This is a genomic window from Aerosakkonema funiforme FACHB-1375 (assembly GCF_014696265.1).
In the GTDB taxonomy this organism is placed as follows: Bacteria; Cyanobacteriota; Cyanobacteriia; order Cyanobacteriales; family Aerosakkonemataceae; genus Aerosakkonema; species Aerosakkonema funiforme_A.
In genome coordinates, this window is record NZ_JACJPW010000054.1 from 26,639 (window position 1) to 49,325 (window position 22,687).

At 42.9% G+C, this 22,687-nt stretch carries 17 protein-coding genes; 13 read left to right on the plus strand and 4 right to left on the minus strand.

The window, feature by feature from the left end; all coding sequences use genetic code 11:
- The first annotated feature begins 244 nt into the window (after positions 1-244).
- Complete coding sequence (locus H6G03_RS20615; RefSeq protein ID WP_190467632.1) at positions 245-730, plus strand: hypothetical protein; 486 nt, start codon at positions 245-247, stop codon at positions 728-730.
- Between the two features lie 169 nt (positions 731-899).
- Here H6G03_RS20615 and H6G03_RS20620 read toward each other — a convergent pair whose 3' ends face one another.
- Positions 900-1,511: an HD domain-containing protein gene (locus tag H6G03_RS20620; protein WP_190467634.1), complete on the minus strand. Its 612-nt coding sequence runs from the start codon at positions 1,509-1,511 to the stop codon at positions 900-902.
- A gap of 38 nt (positions 1,512-1,549) precedes the next feature.
- On the opposite strand from H6G03_RS20620, the gene H6G03_RS20625 reads away from it, so the two are divergent.
- From H6G03_RS20625 to H6G03_RS20635, 3 genes are all read left to right on the plus strand, one after another.
- Complete coding sequence (locus H6G03_RS20625) at positions 1,550-1,804, plus strand: hypothetical protein (RefSeq protein ID WP_199315396.1); 255 nt, start codon at positions 1,550-1,552, stop codon at positions 1,802-1,804.
- 368 nt (positions 1,805-2,172) lie between these two features.
- Positions 2,173-3,090: a ParB/RepB/Spo0J family partition protein gene (locus H6G03_RS20630; protein ID WP_190467636.1), complete on the plus strand. Its 918-nt coding sequence runs from the start codon at positions 2,173-2,175 to the stop codon at positions 3,088-3,090.
- A 94-nt stretch (positions 3,091-3,184) separates the two neighbouring features.
- Positions 3,185-3,334, plus strand: a complete 150-nt coding sequence (locus tag H6G03_RS20635; RefSeq protein WP_190467639.1) for a hypothetical protein — start codon at positions 3,185-3,187, stop codon at positions 3,332-3,334.
- A gap of 16 nt (positions 3,335-3,350) precedes the next feature.
- Here the strand turns inward: H6G03_RS20635 and H6G03_RS20640 are convergent, their stop codons facing one another.
- Positions 3,351-4,586, minus strand: a complete 1,236-nt coding sequence (locus H6G03_RS20640) for a DUF917 domain-containing protein (protein WP_190467642.1) — start codon at positions 4,584-4,586, stop codon at positions 3,351-3,353.
- 241 nt (positions 4,587-4,827) lie between these two features.
- Between H6G03_RS20640 and H6G03_RS20645 the strand changes: the two genes are divergently transcribed.
- From H6G03_RS20645 to H6G03_RS20655, 3 genes are all read left to right on the plus strand, one after another.
- A complete protein-coding gene (locus tag H6G03_RS20645; protein ID WP_190467646.1) occupies positions 4,828-5,079 on the plus strand; it encodes a Nif11-like leader peptide family natural product precursor in 252 nt (83 codons plus the stop codon).
- A gap of 63 nt (positions 5,080-5,142) precedes the next feature.
- The gene (locus H6G03_RS20650) at positions 5,143-7,044 is read left to right on the plus strand and encodes an SAM-dependent methyltransferase (protein WP_190467649.1); all 1,902 of its coding nucleotides are present in this window, start codon (positions 5,143-5,145) and stop codon (positions 7,042-7,044) included.
- Positions 7,045-7,186: 142 nt separating this feature from the next.
- Complete coding sequence (locus H6G03_RS20655; protein ID WP_190467652.1) at positions 7,187-9,724, plus strand: beta strand repeat-containing protein; 2,538 nt, start codon at positions 7,187-7,189, stop codon at positions 9,722-9,724.
- An 82-nt stretch (positions 9,725-9,806) separates the two neighbouring features.
- Here the strand turns inward: H6G03_RS20655 and H6G03_RS20660 are convergent, their stop codons facing one another.
- A complete protein-coding gene (locus H6G03_RS20660) occupies positions 9,807-10,760 on the minus strand; it encodes a tyrosine-type recombinase/integrase (RefSeq protein WP_190467654.1) in 954 nt (317 codons plus the stop codon).
- Between the two features lie 774 nt (positions 10,761-11,534).
- Between H6G03_RS20660 and H6G03_RS20665 the strand changes: the two genes are divergently transcribed.
- From H6G03_RS20665 to H6G03_RS20690, 6 genes are all read left to right on the plus strand, one after another.
- The gene (locus H6G03_RS20665; protein ID WP_190467657.1) at positions 11,535-12,434 is read left to right on the plus strand and encodes a glycoside hydrolase family protein; all 900 of its coding nucleotides are present in this window, start codon (positions 11,535-11,537) and stop codon (positions 12,432-12,434) included.
- Positions 12,435-12,467: 33 nt separating this feature from the next.
- Positions 12,468-13,376, plus strand: coding sequence for a peptidoglycan-binding protein (locus H6G03_RS20670; protein WP_242056777.1), 909 nt, complete (start codon positions 12,468-12,470; stop codon positions 13,374-13,376).
- 144 nt (positions 13,377-13,520) lie between these two features.
- Complete coding sequence (locus H6G03_RS20675) at positions 13,521-15,614, plus strand: caspase family protein (protein ID WP_190467660.1); 2,094 nt, start codon at positions 13,521-13,523, stop codon at positions 15,612-15,614.
- Positions 15,615-15,887: 273 nt separating this feature from the next.
- Positions 15,888-17,672, plus strand: coding sequence for an L-histidine N(alpha)-methyltransferase (locus H6G03_RS20680; RefSeq protein ID WP_190467663.1), 1,785 nt, complete (start codon positions 15,888-15,890; stop codon positions 17,670-17,672).
- A 352-nt stretch (positions 17,673-18,024) separates the two neighbouring features.
- On the plus strand, positions 18,025-20,421 hold the full coding sequence (locus H6G03_RS20685; RefSeq protein WP_190467666.1) for a CHAT domain-containing protein: 2,397 nt from the start codon (positions 18,025-18,027) through the stop codon (positions 20,419-20,421).
- Positions 20,422-20,506: 85 nt separating this feature from the next.
- Positions 20,507-22,189, plus strand: a complete 1,683-nt coding sequence (locus tag H6G03_RS20690) for a CHAT domain-containing protein (protein ID WP_190467668.1) — start codon at positions 20,507-20,509, stop codon at positions 22,187-22,189.
- A 77-nt stretch (positions 22,190-22,266) separates the two neighbouring features.
- Here H6G03_RS20690 and H6G03_RS20695 read toward each other — a convergent pair whose 3' ends face one another.
- Positions 22,267-22,632: a hypothetical protein gene (locus H6G03_RS20695; protein WP_190467671.1), complete on the minus strand. Its 366-nt coding sequence runs from the start codon at positions 22,630-22,632 to the stop codon at positions 22,267-22,269.
- Positions 22,633-22,687 lie beyond the last annotated feature (55 nt).

The following is a 22,687-nucleotide window of genomic DNA, read 5'->3' on the forward strand; positions in this document are numbered from 1 at the left end:
CGCTGACTGACTAATAATCCCCATAACTCCGGTTATGGGGATTATTACGAGGGCTCAAGCTCGTTCTGGCTGCTCACCCACACCACAGTTCGATCGCTCCGGACTGCATCAAGTGCTACTATAGCACTTAACAGCATACTAATGGCTCTCTGCCTGCTGTGCTACGGTAACATACTATGGGCCATAGTTGGCATACCATCCGCTACAAGGTATCCTTAAAAGCAGCACGCCTGTGGCATAAGCAATGGCGACCAACAATAAACGGATCGTAGGCTACTTACCGCCTGAATATCACAACAAGCTGCGCGAGTACATGAAGGAACAATCCCTGACCGAAAGTGCAGCGCTCGTGAGGATTGTCAGACAGTTTTTCTCTAGGGCTGTTTCCTCTGATGTCCCACAAACCACAGAGGAGAAAGACGATACAATTGCATCCTTGGAAGCGGACATGGCTCGTGTATTGCACCGCCTGATGGTTTTGGAAGAGGAAGTAGCATCAATTCAGCAGCGAAGAGTCGGTAAATCTCAAGCGTATCCGTTCTCCAGACCACCATTACTGCCGCCTCTTCCAGAAGACCAATTGGCAACGAGACTTGGTGTGATGCCTTCCTCAATTAAGGAAGCAGCTCAAAAAGGAGAAGATTATTTTAAAGATTGGAGCAAGCGAAAAGATCCAGGCTCAAGAGCTTGGCAAAAGCGAGGAAACCTCTTCCATCCCTTGTATGACTGAAGCATCGGTAAAAAGATGTAGGGTGTCGGAATATTTATGGTCAACTACCCCGCTAACTGCGTCTTCTGTCTAGTGAGGGCTTGCATCTTGGCTCCACCGCAGTTCAGAGAACCTTTTCAGGATTTCGGCTAATGCTTCATTACCAGATACATTAATCTCAACATAACAGCTATGCTGAGCTAATTTCCGGCTCTACTTTTAGATATCCCGCCGCAACGCAATCTTCTATAATCTGCTCGACCAATGGCCACAGGGCTGGCGCTCCCTTTTCGACCGCCCGCATCCGATGTAGCACTTGGGAGCGGGTAACACCATGCAATCGCCAGGTATGACCTTGGGTTTGTTGGTTATTCAATAAGGGCTGCAAGCAATCTAGCGCCCTAGCCCACTTTGCCGAAGCTGTCGAATGAGCCTCAAACTCCTCCCACAAAGCACGTAGTTCCGCACCTTGCTCAACGGGAAGCAGTGCAAAGATGCGCTGGGCTGCCAGTAATTCTCGCTCTGCTTTATCCTGGTTGCCAGTAATGTCATAGCAAAAAGTATCGCCAGCATCGATTTCTACAATGTCGTGCAGCAGCAGCATCTTAATAACCCGCAGCATATCGACATTTGGGGGTGCGTACTCAGCCAGTACAATTGCCATCATCGCCAAGTGCCAGGAGTGTTCGGCACTGTTCTCTTGACGCGAGCCATCTGTGAGTAAAGTTTGACGTAAAATACTTTTGAGTTTATCGATTTCGATGATGAACTGGATTTGTCGAGTAAGTTTGTGATTCTGCACTTTAAATCTCCGAAAAAAGAACGGCATTCCTAAATTCGTTGCACGCTAATCTTTATAAAAAATCTGAGTCAAGTGCCACAAATTATCCCGGTTGTGTTAGTTCTGTGGGAGTGCCATTACAATCCATCCAAGAACAATTATCGAATTTGGCACCAATCTTTCCTCCTCTGCCCCGTGCGACAGCGGTAGCTGAAGCGGCAGAGTACGGCAAACCTTTGGCTCTATGTCCTAACAAAAATCAAGCCGTTCTCCGTATTTTTGATGAAGTAGCACGAGCAATGGAGTCGATGTAGATGATGCCAACTTGCATAAAGAATGGTAACTATGGTGTTGAAGAGGGCTACCAACCAGAGAGCCGGGACAATGCAACAGAAAGATTTGTCCCCCGTTCCCCGCTCTTGAGTTCCCTTCCCTTATCCAAATGTTTCATTGCCTGATACCAATCCACTTTAATTCGTTGCCTGATACTAATTCACTTTAAATAGTGTCACTAATCTTTCCCCCTGCTCTTGATGCCCCCTGCCCCCTGCTGTGAATAGTAAATGTGACAGCGTTTGAGTGAAGTGGTATTACTGGTAGCCTTGAAGAAGGAGTAGTGAAATATTCCCACTCCCCATTCCTCGCCCAAGCCCGAACTTACCTTATTAAACCCAACGAAAGTATGAGTACCAGACGAGTGACGCGCCCGCCTGCTGAAAGAAGCAAACTCAAGAATGTCGCTTTGTTTAGCGCCGATGATGATGCGGTTCCTTCTACGGTGGCGCTGGATAAGATTACGCTGCCTTCTACTCAACCACGGCGCTATTTTGACAAAGAGGCAATGCAATCTTTGGTGGAGTCGGTGAAGAAAGATGGCATTCTCCAGCCCCTCTTGGTCAGACCAGTGGGAGACAAGTACGAGTTGGTGGCAGGTGAGCGGAGATACCGAGCGGCACAAGAGGTGGGGTTAAGTGAAGTACCCGTGACGGTGCGAGCGATGTCGGACGAGCAGGCGGTACAGTATGCTCTGACAGAGAATTTGCAACGGGAGGATTTGAATCCGGTTGAGGAAGTAGAAGGGATTTTACAGTTATTGGCTATCAAGCTGGGAACGGATAGGGAAGCGGTTATCTCGTTGCTGAATAAATTAGCTAAGGTGAAAAGAGGTTTGGCGGACAACGTTGTACGCCCGGAAGAACAACTCTTAGTTGAAGAGGTGTTTGCTGCCATAGGAAGGCTTTCGCCAGAGTCGTTTAGAACTCATCGGCTTCCGCTACTGAATTTGCCAGGGGATATTCTAGAAGCTCTGCGTTCTGGCAGCATTGAGTATACTAAGGCGAAAGAGATAGCTAAGTTAGATTCGGAGTCTGAGCGGACAGCACTGCTTGAGGAAGCAATTGCACGATCTTTGTCCTTGAGTCAAATTCGAGAGCGGGTGAAAGCAGGTAAACCTGCAAAAGAAACTGAGGAACTACAGAACCGTTTTGACACTACTATTAAGCAAATAAAGAAGTCTTCGGTGTGGAAGAATCCGAAGAAGCGGAAGAAATTAGAATCTTTGCTGGCACAAATGGAAGCTTTGATTGCCGGGGAGGACTGATAGTGGCTAAAAAACAAAAGGTTTGTCAAAATGCAAAACTGATGAGCCAATTTAACAGCAGTTTGCCAACACACAGATAACTAAAGCCTCAGCATTGCGTCGCGCTCAAAAAGCTTTGTTAGTTGACTATGAAATTCCTTATTTCTGGACACCTTACGTTTTGGTGGGCAATTGGCTTTCGTTCTGGCACTACACTCTCACCGTCACAGCGCAGCTTGACGGGAGTCTTCTTGCGGAAGAGTGATAAATGTTTTAATCAATCACGAACAAGTGGTACTAGCTTGTTCTTTTTGTAATTTCTCAATTGGCACATAATTCCCCTTATATCCCAATCCAGCAATTAAATCCATGAATGCTTTAATAATTGAATCCTGCCGCAATTGTTCTGGCGCTTTTAAGCCAATCAGAGCTAATTCACTCCCTTTTTTATCTTTTAAGTTATCGGCATTAGTAAGAGGTATACCTTCTGGGGTGAGATAGCAAATCAGATCTGGCCCCATCGCGATCGGTCTGCCACCTTGCCAAGCAATCAAGTTTTCGTTCAAATAATCGACGCGAACTTCTTTATTTTGATTTCTGAGGGTTAAAGTTCCGGATTGAAAGCGAGGATCTTCTTCTTGTTTTACTTCAGTTATTTTTCCTTGGAAAAGCAGGAAAGCATTTTTATTGTCAGCAGAACAACCGTTGTTTAAAAAGTCTATTAATACTGTAATTGGGTTGAGTTGTTTTTGTTTAGCTTCGCGGAGAATCGCTCCTATTTGCAGTGCTTTGGTGATTGTACCTTTAATGACTGGTTTGCGATCGCGAATCGTTTGACCGTTCATCGCATAAGTTGCCATCACACCTTGAAAACCAAATTCTTCTGTACCTACGATTTTTTCGGCAAATCGAGCCATAATTGAAGAAGTTTTTGCGTCAATCACCGCTTTAACTTGTTTATCCTGTTCAGGCTTAATATTGGCGAGAGTAGAGGGGTAAATAGGAATATCAGACCAGTAGTAAGTACACAGGCTTAATTCTGGTAATGACCTTCCTGCACCATCAGCGTCAACTACTGGAATGTGATGAGCATTCGCTGTCAGCATAGCCGCGAGAAGGTTTGCCGTACCTATTTCTCCTGCAAGGCTGTAGGAGAAATCCTTATCCATTTTCAACGCTGTCTGTAAATATTCAAAAGTCGCAATCAAAATTTGAATTTCAATCGGGTATTGCTCAACCCCTTTAAGGCTACGGAACATTTTTTTATTCAGCAAAACTTTGGGGGAAGCGTTTGAAGAACGGGTATTATCTGGCAAAGAGGCATCTGCTGCACTTATACCTAAGATAACTGCGCCCCAATCGTCAACACCCAATTCTTCAACTTCTTTCAGTTGAACAGGACAATTAATAAATGTAGCTAAGTAATAACCCAGTTCCAGGGAACCACCGCCTCCGCTTCCCAAAAGAGCGGCTCCATTAATGATGTCTTTAAGGTCTTGGTCGTTGATTTCTGTCATCTGACTACTCTGCTTTTTATGCTAGTACGGGTCTAAATCCTAGATGTTGCTAAATGTTACAATTAGGACTTAGGCTATTTTAAGTTTGATATGTCGATATTCAGTGTATACTCAAAACTTGAGCATTTAAATGCTCTGTAAAATTTGTGTATAAATCTTGACAATACAGTAGATAACTAACTCAACAAAAGTAAGTATCTACTGCTCTTGTTTAATTGCTTTAATGAGGAAGTAGAAGTATATGTCCAGAGAAAGCTTAGAACAGTTTAAAGAAGTCCTCCTGAAATACACGACACTGCAAGAGAGGCTAAAAGCGACAGCAGACACAGAAAGTTTTGTGAAGCTAGCGGTAAAACTGGGTGAAGAAAGCGGTTACAGTTTTACTGCTGAGGAGGTAAAAGAGGCGCTCCAAGAAGAAACCGAACGTCTAGCCAAGCCGCCAACAATTGAAGATGTTGTTGCTCGGTTTAAAATAGTGGTTAACTATTACTAAATCCCTTGCTATTGCTTAAAAGCATCTCGATTGTTTCAAACCCTTGGCACAAAGGTTTAGTCTATGAATGGTTCAATGGAAGATTATCTAAGAGTAGTTATTCCCCATCTTAACTCTGAGTTAGTGTCTTCCGAAGCCTTATCCCGCATCCAGGCATTAGCGCAAATCTTGCCACATTTCTCAGTTGCGGGATTTGAATGTCGTTTAGGTGAGGAACAATCGAGAGTAGATTTTCAAGTTAGTTTTCCTCAACTAATCCTGAATCTGCCAGAGAGTTTTTTAACTCATTCTGTTTGGGGAACCTTTCAGAATTTTTGCCAGCAGTGGATTGATCCAACATCTGTTTTGTACCGAAATGTTGAGCGTCTCTGGCTAGAATTCGATTTGCTTGAGCAATCTTCACAGGTGCCAATTCCCTGTCTTTTCTTAGTGCTGAATCAGGAAAATATCGGTGAGTTTCAAGATTTAACCGAAACAGTTCTCAGGTTACTTAACAATCGGACTGATTCACTGCTTGAATCGAATCTTCGGCTTTGTGCTAATTCCATACCTGATGGTGGCAGGATTGCACATCTCGGTGCGATGTTATCTCGCACAGCCAAGGAGGTAAGGGTAGTTGTTAAGGGAATTTCATCACAACAGTTGTTAGATTATTTGGTAAAAATTGGCTGTACAAATATAACAGATACGTTAAAATCTCTTGTCTTTACCTTATCTGAGTTTGCCGATACTCTAGGCTTGAGCTTTGATGTTGGTGATATTGTGCATCCCAGAATTGGTTTGGAATATTTTTGGGAAAAACAGCCTCCCGATGAACCACGTTGGCAATTATTTCTAGACTGTTTAGTCGAGATGGGTTTATGTACCCCAGCTAAGCGAAACGCTCTCCTCGCTTGGCCTGGATTTTCCCAGAAAGCAGATCTACCAGAATTATGGCCTACGAATCTGGCAGGAGCCGATCTTTTTCTGGGGAATAAGGCGTTAAGCGTTTTTTGGAGAACTATTAATCATATAAAAGTTATCTATGAACCGGGCAATGAATTGGAAACTAAAGCATATCTAGGGTTTGGTCATAATTGGCTGAATGCTAGTGATTTAAATGGAGGAAAGGTATCAAAAACCGAAGATTATAATCAAAGCATTTTACCCCCTATTAATGACACTGAGGTTGAAGTTTCCCAATACTTAAAACAAGTTTGTAGCTACTACGATAGGATGAACCCACTGTATTTGAAGTATATAGGTAAAACCTATCAGGCAGGTGTGTTCCCGACGGACTCAGACACAGACCACTATCGTAATAGCAACCTTTACTTTGCAAATCGAGCAGGTATCCAACCCGGACATCGTATCCTAGATGCTGGTTGTGGTGTTTGTGGCCCTAGTATAGACATTGCTCGAAATATCAAGGGAATTGCAATTGATGCCATCACCATATCTTCGGTTCAAGCTGATACGGCTAGAGAGTTAGTGCAGGAGGTAGGACTAGCTGACCAGATTCAGATTCATATCGGCGACTTTCATCACCTCCCCTTTGCCGATGAGGTGTTTGATGTGGTATTTTTCTTGGAATCAACCGGATATTCCTACGACCATCAACGTCTCTTTGCGGAAGTCTACCGAGTGCTGCGTCCAGGGGGGAACTTGTACATCAAAGATGTTTTCTGTAAGGAATTGTCTCTATCAAACGAAGAGCAGCAGGAACTTGCAGAATTTTACCGGATTTACGTTTACAAAACTACCAAGATAAGCGAAATTAAAGAGTCAATTGCATTGGCTGGTTTTCAGGAAATCAGCAGTCGCGATTTAAGAGAAATTAACCACACAAAATTGTTTAGCAAGGCAATGTTTGATTACAAAAATGGATTGCCTGGGTTAACAGAATTTGGTAAATTTCATTACCGCCAATTTCAATGTCTGCCAGTATTTTTTGGAGAAATTAAGGCTCGCAAGCCCAGCACCTAACCCCCCAACCCCCTTCCCGATCCCCCCTACCCCCCTTAAAAAGGGGGGTAGGGAAGGGGGAGCCGGAAAGCCCCTCTCCTTGCAGGGGAGGGGTTGGGGGAGGGGTCAATTGGCCAACAATAATTAATTTTTAAGGATATTTATGAAACTATCTAACTCCCTTAAAGAGCATTGCCGCAGAAATTTTCTCCTCACAAGTGAAGTTATATTATTCTTGTTATTTGCCAATCATCCCCTTCAGGCACAAATTGTTCCCGATACCACTTTACCCGTCAATTCCCTGGTTGCACCGAATGGTAACACCATCATCATCAACGGCGGCACACCTGCGGGAGGTAACCTGTTTCACAGTTTTAGTGAATTTTCTCTTCCTACGGGAAATGAGGCTTTCTTCAACAACAGCCTGACCATTGAGAATATCATCAGCCGCGTTACAGGTAGCTCTATTTCTAATATTGATGGCTTAATTCGAGCCAACGGCACGGCTAATCTGTTTCTGATCAATCCGAACGGAATTATTTTTGGGCCAAATGCTTCCCTAAATATTGGAGGCTCATTTTTGGCTAGTACAGCTAATACCATTAACTTTGCTGACGGCACTCAGTTCAGTGCTACTAACCCGCAACCTCAATCTTTACTGACAGTTAATGTTCCAGTTGGCTTGAACTTTGCCAACAATCCAGGTGCTATTCGGGTGCAAGGCACGGGTCACAACTTGAGCTTACAAAACTTATCACCTGTCCTTAGAGGCGATAATAATTCAATGGGTCTACGGGTGCAACTAGGGAAGACGCTTGCGTTGGTGGGAGGTAATCTAAACTTGGAAGGTGGCATTCTCGCAGCAGAAGGCGGTCACATAGAGTTAGGTAGTGTTGGCGATGGTTTAGTTAATATCAGTCTCGCGACTCAAGGCTGGACTTTCGGCTACGAAGGTGTGCAAAGTTTCCAAGATATTCAGCTATCTCAAAAAGCATTAGCGGATGCTAGCGGTGTTGTTAGCGGCTCAATCTATACACAGGGACGACAGTTGTCAGTACGCGATGGTTCAGCAGTTTTGATTCAAAACCAAGGTTTTCAACCAGCTGGAAACATCAACGTGAATGCTTTGGATTCTATGGAAGTGATTGGCACATCTCCAGATGGAATGTTTCCTAGCCTTTTGTTTAATGAAACTTTGGGACTTGGCAATGGAGGAGACATTGCTGTTTCAACAAGACAATTGCTTCTTAAAGAGGCAGGACAAATAGGTGCGAGAACTTTCAGTGCGGGAAAAGGGGGCAATATAACTGTAAGAGCCTCTGATTCTTTGCAATTAATGGAGGTTTCAAATCCTCTTTTCGGGAGTAACATCGCGGCTCTAACTTTCAGTTCTGGAGATGGGGGAAATGTAATAGTTTCAACAGGGCGATTAACTATTCTAAATGGAACTGGTGTTGCATCTGCAACCTTCGGAACTGGTCACGCTGGGGATTTGGTTGTTAATGCTTCTGATTCTATAGAAATAGAAGGAGTGAATCAATTCAATTTTTTTGCAAGTGCTTTAACCGTTTCATCTTACAATGCTGGAGATGCTGGAAAATTAATCGTCAATACATCAAGGTTAGTACTTCGGAATGGAGGAAGAATTGAGAGTTCTACCTTCGCAAGTGCAAAGGCTGGAAGTGTTACCATCAACGCATCAGATTCCGTAGAAGTGAGTGGTACAGTACCAGGTTCTATCAATCCCAGTCTAATAAGTTCATCTGCCATTATTCAAGATGAAGCCCTTCGACAGTTCTTGGGACTGCCGGATGTGCCGAGCGGAGACTCTGGAGATGTAACTATTAACACCAATCAGTTGCGCGTTACTGATGAAGCGCAAGTTACTGTTAGGAATGATGGGACAGGCAAGGCAGGAACATTAGGGGTTAATGCCCGATCTATTTTTTTAGACGAACGCGGTGGCATCACAGCTTCTACGGCATCCGGTAATGGTGGAAATATTGAATTACAGGCAAGTAATTTATTATTGATGCGTCGCAATAGTTTAATATCTACCACATCTTCTAGTGTTGGCGATGGTGGCAACATTAATACTAATAGTGCCTTACTCGTTGCCTTCCCAAAGGAAAATAGTGACATCCGTGCTGATTCGATTGATCGACGTGGCGGTAACGTTACTATTAATAGTTCTGCGATTCTTGGGAGCGAATTCCGAACCCAAAATACTCCCGAAAGTGACATCACTGCTACTGGCGCAAATTCTCAATTAAGTGGCACTGTAACTATCAATAGTGAGATTATCGATCCCACTTCAGGATTAGTAGAATTGCCAGATAACCTTGTCGATGCTACTCGACTGATTGCGCGAGCCTGTCCAGCTGATAGGGGTGATTCATTTACCATTACCGGGCGTGGCGGTTTGCCGCTTATACCCACCGACCTACTTCCTTCTAACTTTAATACAGTATTGGTTGATAGGGTGAGCAGCGATGAAGACAAGCAGAGCAGTAGAGAAACAGAGGTGCAGGGGAATATTTCAACTGCTACTAACTCTTCAGTATCCACTACCCAAGAAAGCACTGAAATTGTGGAAGCAACTGGTTGGGTAACAGACAACAAAGGTCAAGTAGTGCTGATAGCTTCTGCGCCTACTGTCACGACTAACGGTAGTTCGTTTACGCCTCCATCATGTCCTTAAAACCTTACTTGGGATACAGCCGATATCCGCGCTCTACCCTTATATGAGAACAGATAAAAAACCAGGACTTATTCCTATTACCTCAAACCAAATCAGCCAACAAATCCGTAATTTCTCCCTGATGATTGAGTCGATTATCATCATAAATCATCAGCGTATTCAAAGAAGCATGACGGCTCAATTTCTGCACCCGTCGCACATCCCCATTAGTCGCATCCAACGCCGCCGTCACGCTACTATGTCTAATCCGATGCGGGCTAATAGTTTTAGTAATTCCCGCTGCGGTAGCAGTAGCTTGTACAATTTTATAGATGCTAGTAGTAGACAGTCGCTTTCCATAACTCGACGGGTCTAAAGCAACAAATAAAGGTTGTTTTTTATTCAATTCTCCTCTGGCTACCAACCAATCTTGCAAAGCCAAAACAGCAGCATTAGACAAAGATATCGCTTGCTTTTGAGTTCCCTTACCCTTACCCAAAATATTCAGAGTTTTAGCATCTAAATCTAAATCCAAGATATCTGCTTGCGCCACCTCACTGCGGCGCAACGCATTATCCCACAACAATCTCAGAATCGCATAATCTCGCTTACCTTTAAGCGTATCGCGATCGCTCACAGCCAGCATCTTCTTAAAAGCATCCGGACTAATACCAGTAGTATCCCGATAAGGAGTTACCTTTTCACTTTTAATATCTGACAGACTGATAGCACACTTACCGATTTTGGCAGCATACCGCACCAAAGCCTTAATAGCCGCCAGCCTGCGGTTAATCGTCGCCTCCTTCAGATTCCTCTCCACCAACCTCTGCTTGTACTTTAGCACCAGAGCTTGAGCATTGAACCTATCCAATTGCAAAAACTGGGCCACCAGTGCCGGGTTAGGCGGCTGTCCCGTCATGGTAACAAAGAAATCCTTCAGATCTTTTTCATAAGCATCGCGGGTATTGGGACTTCTTTTGTCAGCCAACAAATCGGCCAAAATATCTCCGTCGTTAGTTAAGTCAAAAGTGTCATTTAATGGTATAATCCCGTTCATGCAGTAATAGGTTACAATAATCGATGTTTCCGTAACCTCACCCTAACATAGCCAACGCGATCGCGCCTTGGCGGTGAACCCTTCCGGTTGGCCCAAGTTTTCTCCTTAACAGTGATTAATAAAAACTGATACTGGTTACTGGGGTAAAGCCGAGATACGTGCAAAATAGGACACGAGATTAAGAAACGTAACAAATTCAGTTGTTGTATGCCTCCTCGAAAGCTTTTAAGCACAAGAGCATCCTTAAATTGGCTGACTATTCAACCAAGCTTGACGAGGGCAGAGTATTGGTTATACTCTGCCTTCGTACAGAACTCAAAAGGCGAAAGCCTTAATTAGCAAGCACTTCAGGCTTTCCTGATTTTAGTCATTTCCGATTAACTTTACAAAACTTTACGTCTTGTCCTATTTTGCACGTATCTCGGCTTTACCCCGTGTGAAAAAGGCGGTCGCTAACTATCAGCCATAAAATTTGCTTATCAGTTCACCTGAATTGAGCGAGTGCATAATTGTATACTCCAGCGACTGACGGGGCGACAACTATAGCTCAAAGGTAGATTGAATAAGCGTTTTAGCTCGGCGACCTGGTTGATAGTAGTTAGGGGATTACCTGAGTCTACTGGCAGATTATCCAACAAATCGGTTGCTTCCTTACTTCTTGGAATCGGTTGAACATTTAACCAAATAAAACTTGAAACTTTCCGGATGTACTCATAAACTAGGTGAAAAAGCTCTAAACATGGTTCTTGGATCATCTCCCCGGAGGGTTATTAAATGATTAAACGCCTTGAAATTTTTGCTGATGGTAGTTTGTACGAACTTGAAGATGAACAACCAGTTAAAGTTACCCAGACTGAAGGTAAGGTGCAATTACTAATTGAAACTTTGCAATTTACTACTGCTGAAATATTTGCGATCGCACCCACTGACGCAGTTCCGCGCGGTGTACCACAACCAAGGGCACCTATGAGGAAAACTAACCAAGAAGGAATAAAAGTTATCAAATCATTTGAAGGGTTGCATAAATTGAAACAAGGGCCAGAGGGAACATACGTAGAAGCATATCTAGACCCCGTTAACGTACCGACTATAGGCTGGGGAAGCACAGAAGGTGTCTACATAGGAATGAAAATTAGCATCGCCCAAGCAGAAGAGATGCTAAAAAAGGAATTGCGGAAGTTTGAAGTAGCGGTAGCTGATGCAGTAAAAACAGACATTAATGACAATCAATTCTCAGCCTTAGTTTGTTTTAGTTATAACGTTGGTGCCCGTTCCCTGTTTGAATCAACACTTTTGAAACGTTTGAACGAAGGCAAGATTCAGGAAGCTGCTGATGAATTTTTGAGATGGGACAAAGCAAGTGGTCAAGTATTTCCGGGACTGTCTCGGCGAAGGAGAGCTGAACGAGCATTATTTTTGAGTCAGCCTTGGGAAGAGTTTTTGAATTGGGAGCCAAGCAGAGTGTTGCGGCTAGCCGAACCCGGCCAACCTCTTGTGCAAGGTAATGATGTTCGTCAACTTCAGAAAGCTCTAGTAAAAGCTGGATTCAATATTCAAGTTGATGGAATTTTTGGAAAAGACACTGACAAGGCAGTGAGGCAGTTTCAAAAACAGAAGAATCTCACTGTAGATGGCATTGCTGGTACCCAAACGCAGAAAGCATTGGGCTTGTAAACAACTCACTTTGTTAAACATTAAGAATGAAAAATGTGCAACTCAATTAATCATATATCTGAGGGAATGGAAGACTTTGTTGTTGAACCTTGCCTAGAAATTAATGAATTTGAAGAAAATGCACCGAGAGCAAGTTTTAATGGTTTGCTCAGAGATGCTCCCTCTGGGAATACTTCCGTCGTCAACGCCTTATCTCAGCAATTAATTTATCAAATCAATCTCATTGTCCCAGATGCTTTAGTCAGTTTTGACGATCTAGATGTCAAGTTGGGAGATGCGGCATATCCTTTCGTACCGCCCACAGCTAAACAGGCACTGCAAAAGGCTATTCAAAACCGTGGCAAGCGGCTTGTTGTTAATTCAGCCTATCGAACTCTTGCTCAGCAAATGCTGTTATTTAAGTGGCTCAATGGTAGAAGCCCTGTAGCTAGACCAGGTGAAAGTAATCACCAGAGTGGCTTGGCGCTTGATATCGAAGATCGAGAAGGTTGGTTACCCTTTCTAAAAGGTAGCGGTTGGCAGCCTCTAGCGGGAGACCCGCCACACATTGATTATCAAGGTGCAGGTGCTAAAGACCTGCGCGAGGCAACAATAAAAGCCTTCCAACAACTCTGGAACAAAAATCATCCAGAAGAACAGATTAAGGTTGATGGTCAGTGGGGACCAAAAACTGAGTCTTGCTTAAATCGATCGCCTGCAATGGGTTTTGAGAAAGCACCGTGGGACGATAAACCCAGAGCCTTACGTTTAAGCCGACCTTTGATGGAAGGTTCTGACGTGCGTAAACTTCAGCAGAAGTTGAAGGATGCAGGTTTTGCCATCTCAGTAGCGGATGGTGTATTTGGACCTGAAACAGGCAGGGCGGTTAAGGAGTTCCAACAGAGGAATAGTCTAGTTGCTGATGGGGTTGTGGGAGCGAAAACCCGTGAACTAATGGCTTGAAACCTTGTACAAAGAGTAAACTAGAACTTGAACTAAAAAATTTGTGGCTGGATTAGAGTTTGTTCTAGTATTTAGGTTACACTGCCAAAACATTACTAATCCAGCCGTTTTATCTTTTTAATCATTGTCACGAAGGTATTAGATATGGCTGACGAAATTGTTCAAACACCAAATTTATACGCTCTATTAATCGGAATTGACTCGTATATGCCAAACATATTACCAGATGGTAGTCGGTACAAAAGTCTTGGTGGGTGTGTACGAGATATTAATCATGTAGAAGCTTTCTTAATTGATGAGCGTCAAGTTCCAAAAGAACGGATTTGGAAACTGACAGCTTCAATTAGCAACCCAAAGGAACCTAGTAAGCCACTAGAATCACCGGAAAAACTACCAACTCGTCAGAATATGATCGATGCTTTCAGAAAGCTGAAAGAAGAGGCTCCAAAAGGTTCGCAGGTATATATTCACTATTCAGGTCACGGTGGACGGGCAAAGACTGTTTTCCCATCTATTAAAGGTGAGGATGGCATTGATGAGGGGTTGGTTCCTACAGATATTGGGACTTCAGAAGGACAGTATCTCCGCGATCTCGACCTGAGACAATTGTTAAAGGAATTGGTAGATAAAGGACTAATAGTTACGGTGGTATTAGATTGCTGTCATTCTGGGGGCGCAACGCGAGGGGATGTAGAAATTCGAGGAGGAGAAGGAATTGATGATAAACCTCTGCAACCAGGGCAAGAACTGGTAGCACCTGTAGAAACGTTAGCAGAAACTTGGCGATCGGTTACTGAAGAAACGCCTCGTGGATTAAAACCATCTGGACTACGTGCAGCTAGAGATTACGTGCTGCTAGCAGCCTGTCGTGAGAATGAGTTTGCTTACGAGTATGCTTTCAATCGGGAGACTAAAGAACGAAACGGGGCGCTTACCTATTGGTTGTTAGATACTTTAAGACAACAAAACCCCGGACAAACTTATAACGATTTGTTCGAGCGCATCAATGCCAAAATCCACAGTCAATTTCCACAACAAACTCCCATCTCAATGGGTGAGGTAAATCGGACTATTTTTGGCGATGAATTTGCTGAAATTGTCCATGCCGTTCCAGTTTTGAAGGTTGAGAAAGATACAGAAACAGGTGAAATGCAAGCTAAGTTAGGCGTAGGACAGGTAAATGGTGTTGCTAAAGGAGCAGAATTTGCTATCTATCCTCGTACCGTAACTGATTTAAAAAATAAAGAAAATCGGACGGCTATAGCGACAATTATTCAAAGGGGAGCAACAGAATCTCTGTGTCAGCTTAAACCAATTGAGGGTCAAGAGCTTAAAATTGAAGATGGAGATCGAGCAGTTTTAGTTTCTCCTTCAATTAATCTTGTTCGCAAAGTTTCGCTCGTTGACCAAGAAGCAGCAAAAGATGCTTTTAAGGCAATCAAAGAAGCTCTTCCTGGCAATGGTTGGGTGGAACTAGCAGAAGAAAAAGTAACAGAAGATGATGATGAGGGAGTTGCTTATCAACTAGCTGTAAATGACAAGGGAGAATATGAGATTTGCGATCGCGCTGGACATCCATATAAAAACATTGCTCCTGTAAAAATAAGTGACCCCGATGCTGCTGCAACAATCGTGAAACGATTAGTTCATTTAACGAAATACCATGCTACAGCAGAATTAGATAACAGGGATAAAGGTTCACCCTTAGCAGGAAAGCTAATTCTTGAGTGGCTAGGAACATCAGACAGTTTTGAGTTAGGAGATGATATTCCACCTAAATCTCAGTTAAATCCAATTCCCGATCCGAGCAACCCAACTGTAAAGAAAGGTGAATATGTATTCCTATCAATTCAAAATACTTCCTTTCAAGATCTCAATGTTGCTGTTCTAGATATCGCTTCTGATTGGTCAGTGGAACAAATTTACCCAGGTAAAGGCGAAAACTTTATCACAATTGAGGCAGGGAAAAAAGAAGTTATACCAATTCCAGCTACTTCAGGGGGTGAAGATAATGTGAAAGTTTTTGCGACAGTTGACCAAGCAAACTTTCGTTGGTTAGAACTACCCTCACTTGATGAAGAAATCAAACCCAAAGGAATAAATCGTTCTGGGAATCCGTTAGATGCTCTTTTAGCGGCAATTGATGAGGAGCAACCGCCAACTAGAAAGTTATCTGTAGCTGCATCTCCTAGCCGTGAGTGGACAACAAAACAGATTAACCTGACCGTCACTGAATAATCAAACAATATCTCAATCTTGTTAGTTATTCTAGCAAGGGTAATGGGTTAATCCTGAAGGGCTCTTTCGGGTTAATGGGGAAAAATGTTCATTTGTGTTACAAACTAGGGAAACGGTGCGTTAGGCACGGGAACTTATTTATGGATTGAAATGCCGAATTTATCGCCCGTGCCTAACACACCCTACATTTAAATAAGATTTTGTTATCACCATAAATCCGGGAGAGCCTCTGAAGTTGTAGTAGAAAGACAAATAATCACCCGCGTAACTATTATGAAAATCCTACTTTTGTCTGCAAATCCATACGAAGACCTCAACCTTAGTGATGAGGTCAGAGAAATAAGGAATGCACTTGAAGAATCGAAGGATAAAGGAAAGTTTGAAGTGATAGATAAGGTATCAGCGCCTGTTGATGAGTTATCACGTATATTGATAGAAAATAAACCACAAATTGTCCATTTTTGCGGACATGGCAATGGTGAAGCTTTAATCTTTGAGAGCGATAAGAGAGAAGAAGAAGTTGAAACATCAATTTTAACCGAGTTGTTTCGATCAGAGCAATCTATTCAATGTGTTGTACTGAATGCTTGCTATTCCGAGAGACAAGCCCAAGAACTTATTAATCACGTTGATTATGTAATTGGCATGAAAGGAGAAATTCTGGATGATGCCGCGATCGCATTTTCTAAGGGTTTCTATGAATGGTTAGGGTATGGAAAAGAGATTGAAAAGTGCTATCAGCATGGCTGCCTTATGATTCGCCTTAAATTAAATAAACTAAAAACAGCAGAAAAAGAAAAACTAACACGAAAATTGGGTATCGCAACTACTTCTGATAACACTGCCATTTTTGAACATCTAAAGCCTATTATGGTCAGACGTACATTATCTCCTGACTCTCCTCCGGAAACACCACATACTGTTGCTGAAGGTAGTGAAGAACTTCCTGATTTTTTAAATCATCTTTTAGAAGATTATTTTAATAAATCAGAGTTGAAGTGGAGCCTTTGTTTTACAGGCGAAGATGAATCAGACAAACTTGGAGATCTATTAAAGGAATTAAGACATAGCTTTTCTCCCACAGGCGAGGGCAAACAAGTTCCATCTGGTTTTTCCTACTGGGGAATTGTTTCAACCCTGGCTTGGGAAAGTACTTGTAGAGATCCACTTTACCCAGTTATGAGGGATGGCACCAGTTCCTTTGAGAAACGCTGGAAAGATATTTGTAATGAAGAATTTACAAGACAAAAATATCATTATGTAAGCTTAGGAGTAGGAACAGGGAAGAAAGATAATGAAATTTTGAAATGCTTGCGTAGTAACCATAATATACGTTATTTTCCTGTTGATATGAGCTCAACAATGTTAAGACTAGGAGTTAAGAACGCAACTAAAAATATTGCACTAAAAGGTAGTGATGTACTACCGATTCAAATTGACTTTTCAATTGAAAGTAATGTTATTGAGTTACGGAAGTTACTCGATAGAATTGACAATGACGACCCCATTTTATTTTCTCTTCTTGGAAATACATTAGCTAATTTTCCAGATGATATAGAACTACTTCAAACTATCTCAAAACTGATGCGTACTGGTGACAAACTTCTCCTAGAAGTGGCGACTACTGAATCAAATCTACCAGCAGCAGCAGAGGCAGCGGCTAAAGAGTATGCAAATACTTTGTCGTTTAAAGAATTTGTTACAAGTACATTGCTTCAGTACACAAATATGAATATTGATTTTGCCAATCTTGTTTTTGAGCACTCTGTAGAGCCATGTAAATTTGAAGACTCTGAAAAAGCACTTTATATCAACGTTTTATATCGTAACTTAAGTCAAGAAACTATTTCTATAATGTTGCCAGATTGGGGGGAACCAGTAAAATTTGAACCAAGGGATACTATTCGTCTATTAACAACACGAAAATATGGTGCCAAGGGTCTGGATGAAATCATTTTTGGAAGTAAATTAAAGAAGATTAATAGTTCAAAAAAATTATTCCAAAACCGTAATAACAAATACGGTTTTGGAATGGACTTAATTTTATTAAGTAAATAACATACTTAATGCTCACATTTCGCAAAAACAACTTAGATTGTTGATTATAATTTGGCAAATATTTAGCAATAAATATTTGCTAAATATTTAGGCATAGAAAAAAACTCGGTGGTGGTTATATGTTTTTTCACGGGATGCTGTTAGAGCCTTTTGCTTAAATAAAATTATATTAAACTAATTTAATAAGTTTAAGAACATTTGGCAAATTTGTTTAAGATAATTTACTTTTACCGATGAATTAGAAGATAGTCGTTACTTGAGATGTGAATCTGGCAATTGTCAATTCTCCAGGATTTACAACGCTCGCTTTGACAACTATGACTGTGTAACTAAAGATAATAGAAAAGAAAAAGTGGATCGCTATAAAGAAGTTGTCTCATTAGCTAATCAAGCAAACCTCGCGCTAGCCGATCGCAACTATCAAGATGCGCTTGAAGCTTATACCAATGCCTTGAAAATCGCTGAAGAAATGGAGCGATCGCGTCTTGTTGCCGTTCTCCTCAATCGCATGGGACAAGTCTTGCAAGTGCAAGGAAAAATTCAAGATTCAGTAATTGCTTATGAATCAGCCCTTCGTGCCTTAGAGCAAGACACAATCTTTAATTTGGAAGACGTTGTGAATCAGCTGAGTCAAGTCGGCAAAGGTTACGCTGTCAGCGATCCTGAACCCGTTCCCGATCTCTACAGTGCAAAAGTAGCCCAAACGCTTGAATTTGATGAAAATGACCAAACGCTGGCGGTCAAACTTTGGCTGAACATCGGTAATGCTTATTTACAACAACCCCAGGAAAAACCCGCATTGAATGCTTACGAGCAAGCACTAAAACATCCTCAGATTAATACGAATCCAGTCCTGAAGGCTTATGCGATCGCCAACATTGGGGAAATTTATCGCCGACAGGGCAAAATAGACGATGCCGAAGTTCAATTAAATCAAGCTCTAGCGCTTTTCGAGCAATATGCCGACCCGTTGGAGAAACGACGTGCGATCGCTCTATTAGCCAGTATTGCGCGGGATCGAGGTCAGATTGATAAGGCGATCGAACTCTATCAACAGGCATTAGCGCTCTACGAGAAAGCAAGCGATAAGCTCGGTATGGCGAGAGCCTATGCCAGTTTAGCTAGTCTTCACCTGATGCAAAAGCAGTTTACCGATGCACAACATAATTATCAACGAGCAATAGATTTAGCGGAAGCTGAAAACGATAGCGATACATTATGGCACGCTTATTGGGGATTAGGTTGCTGTCAGCACGTTGCTGGAGAGTTGAGTGAGGCGATCGACTCGTTTAATAAGAGTTTGAAGTTAATTAATTTCCGTCAGGAAGACCTCCGCACAGATGAGGGAAAGGTAGCGTTTCTGGAAAACGTGCAAGATGTTTTTGAGAAGCTGTTAACGGTGCATTTGGAACTGGCACAGACTGGCACTCAGGATTACAAAGCTGCTTTGGACGTAGCAGAAAAGGCACGAGGACAGGCGTTGCAAGATTTGATGTCAGGTCGAGCGCGTCAGCGTCCTAGCTTCATCGATACTCAAGCTGGATCGGATACTCAATCCCATCAGTTCGATGTCCGCCAATCTGCACCAGCTACGCAATCCAACTCATCGAAAGGAGTAGGAATAGTTCCGAAAGCTGAGGCAGATCGGCAATTATTACCATTAGCGAGATTGGTTTTCTATGTACTTTCCGATCGCACGGCAATCTTTGCAGTAACGCCGGATGGAAGAGTACGGGGTCACGTTGTTCCATTGGGAGAAGATGCGATCGCCGATCGGGTTACTCATCTACGCAGAGCACTCAACGTAGATGAAGTAAATCGTGGGCTTCGTAAGTTAGGTTCAGTTCCACCAGCCAAACCAGGTAGCACGCCAGTCAAATTAGAGACACTTCTCCAAGACCTGTACGCAAAACTCATTGCCCCAGTAGCGGATGTGTTGCCAACCGATGGAACACCTATAGTAATTGAACCTCATTGCTCGTTGTGGCTAGCACCTTTTGCTGCACTTCAGCTTCCAGATGGCACTTGGATGGGCGATCGCTGGTCTCTTATCTATGCTGCCTCTGCCTATACACTAAATGAAATTCGCCGAGAACCTTGCTACACTCCACTTGCTAACTCAAAAATCTTGGCTGTCGGTAATCCGATTATGCCGATGGTTCCCGATCGTGATGGAGTTAAGATTGAACTGCAACCCTTGCCTGGAGCTGAAGCAGAAGTTAAGTCAATCGTCGAACTCTTTTCCCAACAGCAATACACGCTCCTGATTGGTCAAAAAGCGACTGAAGCCAACGTCAAACAACTGGCTCAAAGCCATAACATCGTGCATCTGGCAACGCATGGAATTGCTTATGGTAGCGATCCTCTAGCTTCTCTTGTCGCCTTTTCACCAACAGACCATGAAAATGGACTATTGACTGCACAAGAGGTGATTGAGTCGTCATCGCTTCCAGCCGATTTAGTAGTATTAAGTGCTTGTCAAACCGGGTTGGGGCGCATTACTGGTGAGGGAATGCTGGGATTGAGTCGAGCCTTCTTGGTTGCTGGAGCGCGGACAGTTGTAGTGAGTCAGTGGAGTGTGAGTGACGATGCAACAATGGAACTCATGGTTGCCTTCTACAAGAACTATCTTCAGCACGTTAACAAGGCAATCGCGTTGCAGAAGGCGATGCAAACTGTGCGATCGCAGTCTGAGTATAGCCATCCTCGCTACTGGGCAGCCTTTGTTGTTGTGGGAGCAGAAGAATAGGCTTTTAGCTGGGTTAGCTTAGAAGCTATGCTGAAACTCTATATATAAAAGAGTAATTTAAATTACTACTAGTGCATTCATCTCCATGAAGATTCTAATTTTGGCATCCAATCCCCGAAAAGACCTTAACCTCGATCGCGAAATTCGGGACTTAAAACGAGCGATCGAGAATTCGCGCCATCGAGAAGAGTTTGAGGTGGTGGATGAGTTGGCGGTGCGGGTTGGAGATTTGCAAGAACTGCTGCACAAGCATCAACCGCAGATTGTCCATTTCTGCGGGCATGGAAGTGGGGGGCAAGGTTTGGTGTTTGAAAGCGATATGGGACGAGAGCATTGGGTAAGTACCGATGCTCTGTCCAACCTATTCCGGCTGTTCTCTAGCAGTGTTGAATGCGTGTTACTGAATGCTTGTTACTCAGAGGAGCAAGCAGGTGCCATTGTCGATCACATCAACTATGTAATTGGTATGAATCAGGAAATTCGAGATGATGCGGCGATCGCCTTCTCCAAAGGATTTTACCGTGCCTTGGGGTATGCCTGTTCGATTGAGCTGGCCTATGAGTTTGGCTGTAATGCAATTCAGCTAGAGATTTCCGGGAGTTCATTAGTGCGCTCAGCAGTATCCGAAGCCGAACGCAAACTGGGAGTGGCGAATATGGTGGCCAAAACTCTGATTCCAGAACATTTAAAGCCAATTCTCAAAACGAAACCGAGTATCATCAACAATAATCAAACGCTATCTCAAGAAAAGCGAGCTGAGATTCAACTGGATATCGACAAATCACTTGCGGCAGGCTCGAAAGTAGAGCTTTGCCGCGATCGCAATATTAATTTTGTCTTAACTCAAACCCTCTCTGATGCCAAAGGTACCATTTGGTGTTGTGCTATCAGTCCAAATGGGCAACTAGTTGCAGCTAGTAGCGGCCCCATTCCCGGAGGTTTGCAAATAGGATGGATGACAGTTCCTACTGTAAGTGATAATACAATCAGAATTTGGAATATTGAAAGCGGAAAATTAATTCATTCTATTAGTGGATACGGGAAAGATTTTCCTTCTTTAGCTTTCGGTTCTAGCGCCGATTATCAGATTCTGGCAGGTGGTAGCGGTGACAATACTATCAAATTTTGGGATGTTAAGACCTGGCGTGAATTGCTTACTCTAGTAGGACATTCAGAGTGGGTTGATGTTGTTGCATTTGCTCCCAATGGAACGATTCTTGCAAGTGGCAGTAATGATGGAACAATTAAGATATGGGATGTTCAAACTGGTTATGAATTAGTGACATTACCCGAACATCAAGGTTTAGTAGATAGCATTGCTTTCAGCCCTGATGGAGCAATTTTAGCAAGCTGTAGTGGTGATAAAATTACGCTATGGGATGTCCAAAAATCGCGCTTACTTCATACTTTTTCTGGACATACTGGTTCAGTCAGATCAGTTGCATTTAGCCCTAGCAGTCAGATATTAGCAAGTGGTAGTAACGACAAAACAATAAAGCTGTGGCATTTGGAAACCAAGCAGGAACTACATACTCTCTATGGTCATTCAAAAGAAGTGCAGTCGGTTGCGTTTATGCCCAACAGTAATATTTTAGCAAGTGGTAGCTGGGATAATACTATTAGAATATGGAGCGTTGATTCTGGAAGATGTCTAAATACTCTTTTCGGACATAATAATGTAATTTACTCTGTTGTATTCAGCTCAGATGGACAGATTCTGGTAAGCGGTAGTGCAGACACAACTGTCAAAATTTGGAAGCACCGATAATACCGTGGCGAGGTTTAGCAATGGCATAGGATAACAATAAAACCAATTTCACTCCGTTCTATTGCAATCGATCGCCATTAACGCTGCTGAACTGTAACAAATGAAAATGGTTGAACCAGAGTTATGAAGAAAATTTTAATTTTAGCAGCCAATCCGCAAGGAACTTCACGCTTACGCTTAGACAGGGAAGTGCGGGCAATAGATGAGAGATTACGGGGATTGCTTGTTATGCTGAGGTGCAGGCGGATGCGATCGTTGAGCACATTAACTATGTGATTGGGATGCGTCAAGAGATTCGGGATGATTTGGCGATCGCTTTTTCTGTAGGCTGGTTCGCAAACTGAAATTGTCATTGCTGTAATTCTGGTTAAGGCAGTTGCAATTGCGGGTTCGGCAGCCGGGTTCGCTTTAGGAGCAATTGCAGTTGCGACTGTAATAACCATCGCTGGTATGTTTTTGGTCGGATTCATTGCAACTGGAACTGTTATTGGAGCAGTA

Bases quoted from the DNA above. Each gene is read 5' to 3' on its own strand.
- H6G03_RS20675 (WP_190467660.1), top strand. From the start codon at position 13,521: ATGGCTGACGAAATTGTTCAAACACCAAATTTATACGCTCTATTAATC.
- H6G03_RS20690 (WP_190467668.1), top strand. From the start codon at position 20,507: ATGAAGATTCTAATTTTGGCATCCAATCCCCGAAAAGACCTTAACCTC.
- H6G03_RS20655 (WP_190467652.1), top strand. From the start codon at position 7,187: ATGAAACTATCTAACTCCCTTAAAGAGCATTGCCGCAGAAATTTTCTC.
- H6G03_RS20650 (WP_190467649.1), top strand. From the start codon at position 5,143: ATGAATGGTTCAATGGAAGATTATCTAAGAGTAGTTATTCCCCATCTT.
- H6G03_RS20665 (WP_190467657.1), top strand. From the start codon at position 11,535: ATGATTAAACGCCTTGAAATTTTTGCTGATGGTAGTTTGTACGAACTT.
- H6G03_RS20670 (WP_242056777.1), top strand. From the start codon at position 12,468: ATGTGCAACTCAATTAATCATATATCTGAGGGAATGGAAGACTTTGTT.
- H6G03_RS20615 (WP_190467632.1), top strand. From the start codon at position 245: ATGGCGACCAACAATAAACGGATCGTAGGCTACTTACCGCCTGAATAT.
- H6G03_RS20640 (WP_190467642.1), bottom strand. From the start codon at position 4,586: ATGACAGAAATCAACGACCAAGACCTTAAAGACATCATTAATGGAGCC.
- H6G03_RS20630 (WP_190467636.1), top strand. From the start codon at position 2,173: ATGAGTACCAGACGAGTGACGCGCCCGCCTGCTGAAAGAAGCAAACTC.
- H6G03_RS20680 (WP_190467663.1), top strand. From the start codon at position 15,888: ATGAAAATCCTACTTTTGTCTGCAAATCCATACGAAGACCTCAACCTT.
- H6G03_RS20660 (WP_190467654.1), bottom strand. From the start codon at position 10,760: ATGAACGGGATTATACCATTAAATGACACTTTTGACTTAACTAACGAC.
- H6G03_RS20645 (WP_190467646.1), top strand. From the start codon at position 4,828: ATGTCCAGAGAAAGCTTAGAACAGTTTAAAGAAGTCCTCCTGAAATAC.
- H6G03_RS20695 (WP_190467671.1), bottom strand. From the start codon at position 22,632: ATGGTTATTACAGTCGCAACTGCAATTGCTCCTAAAGCGAACCCGGCT.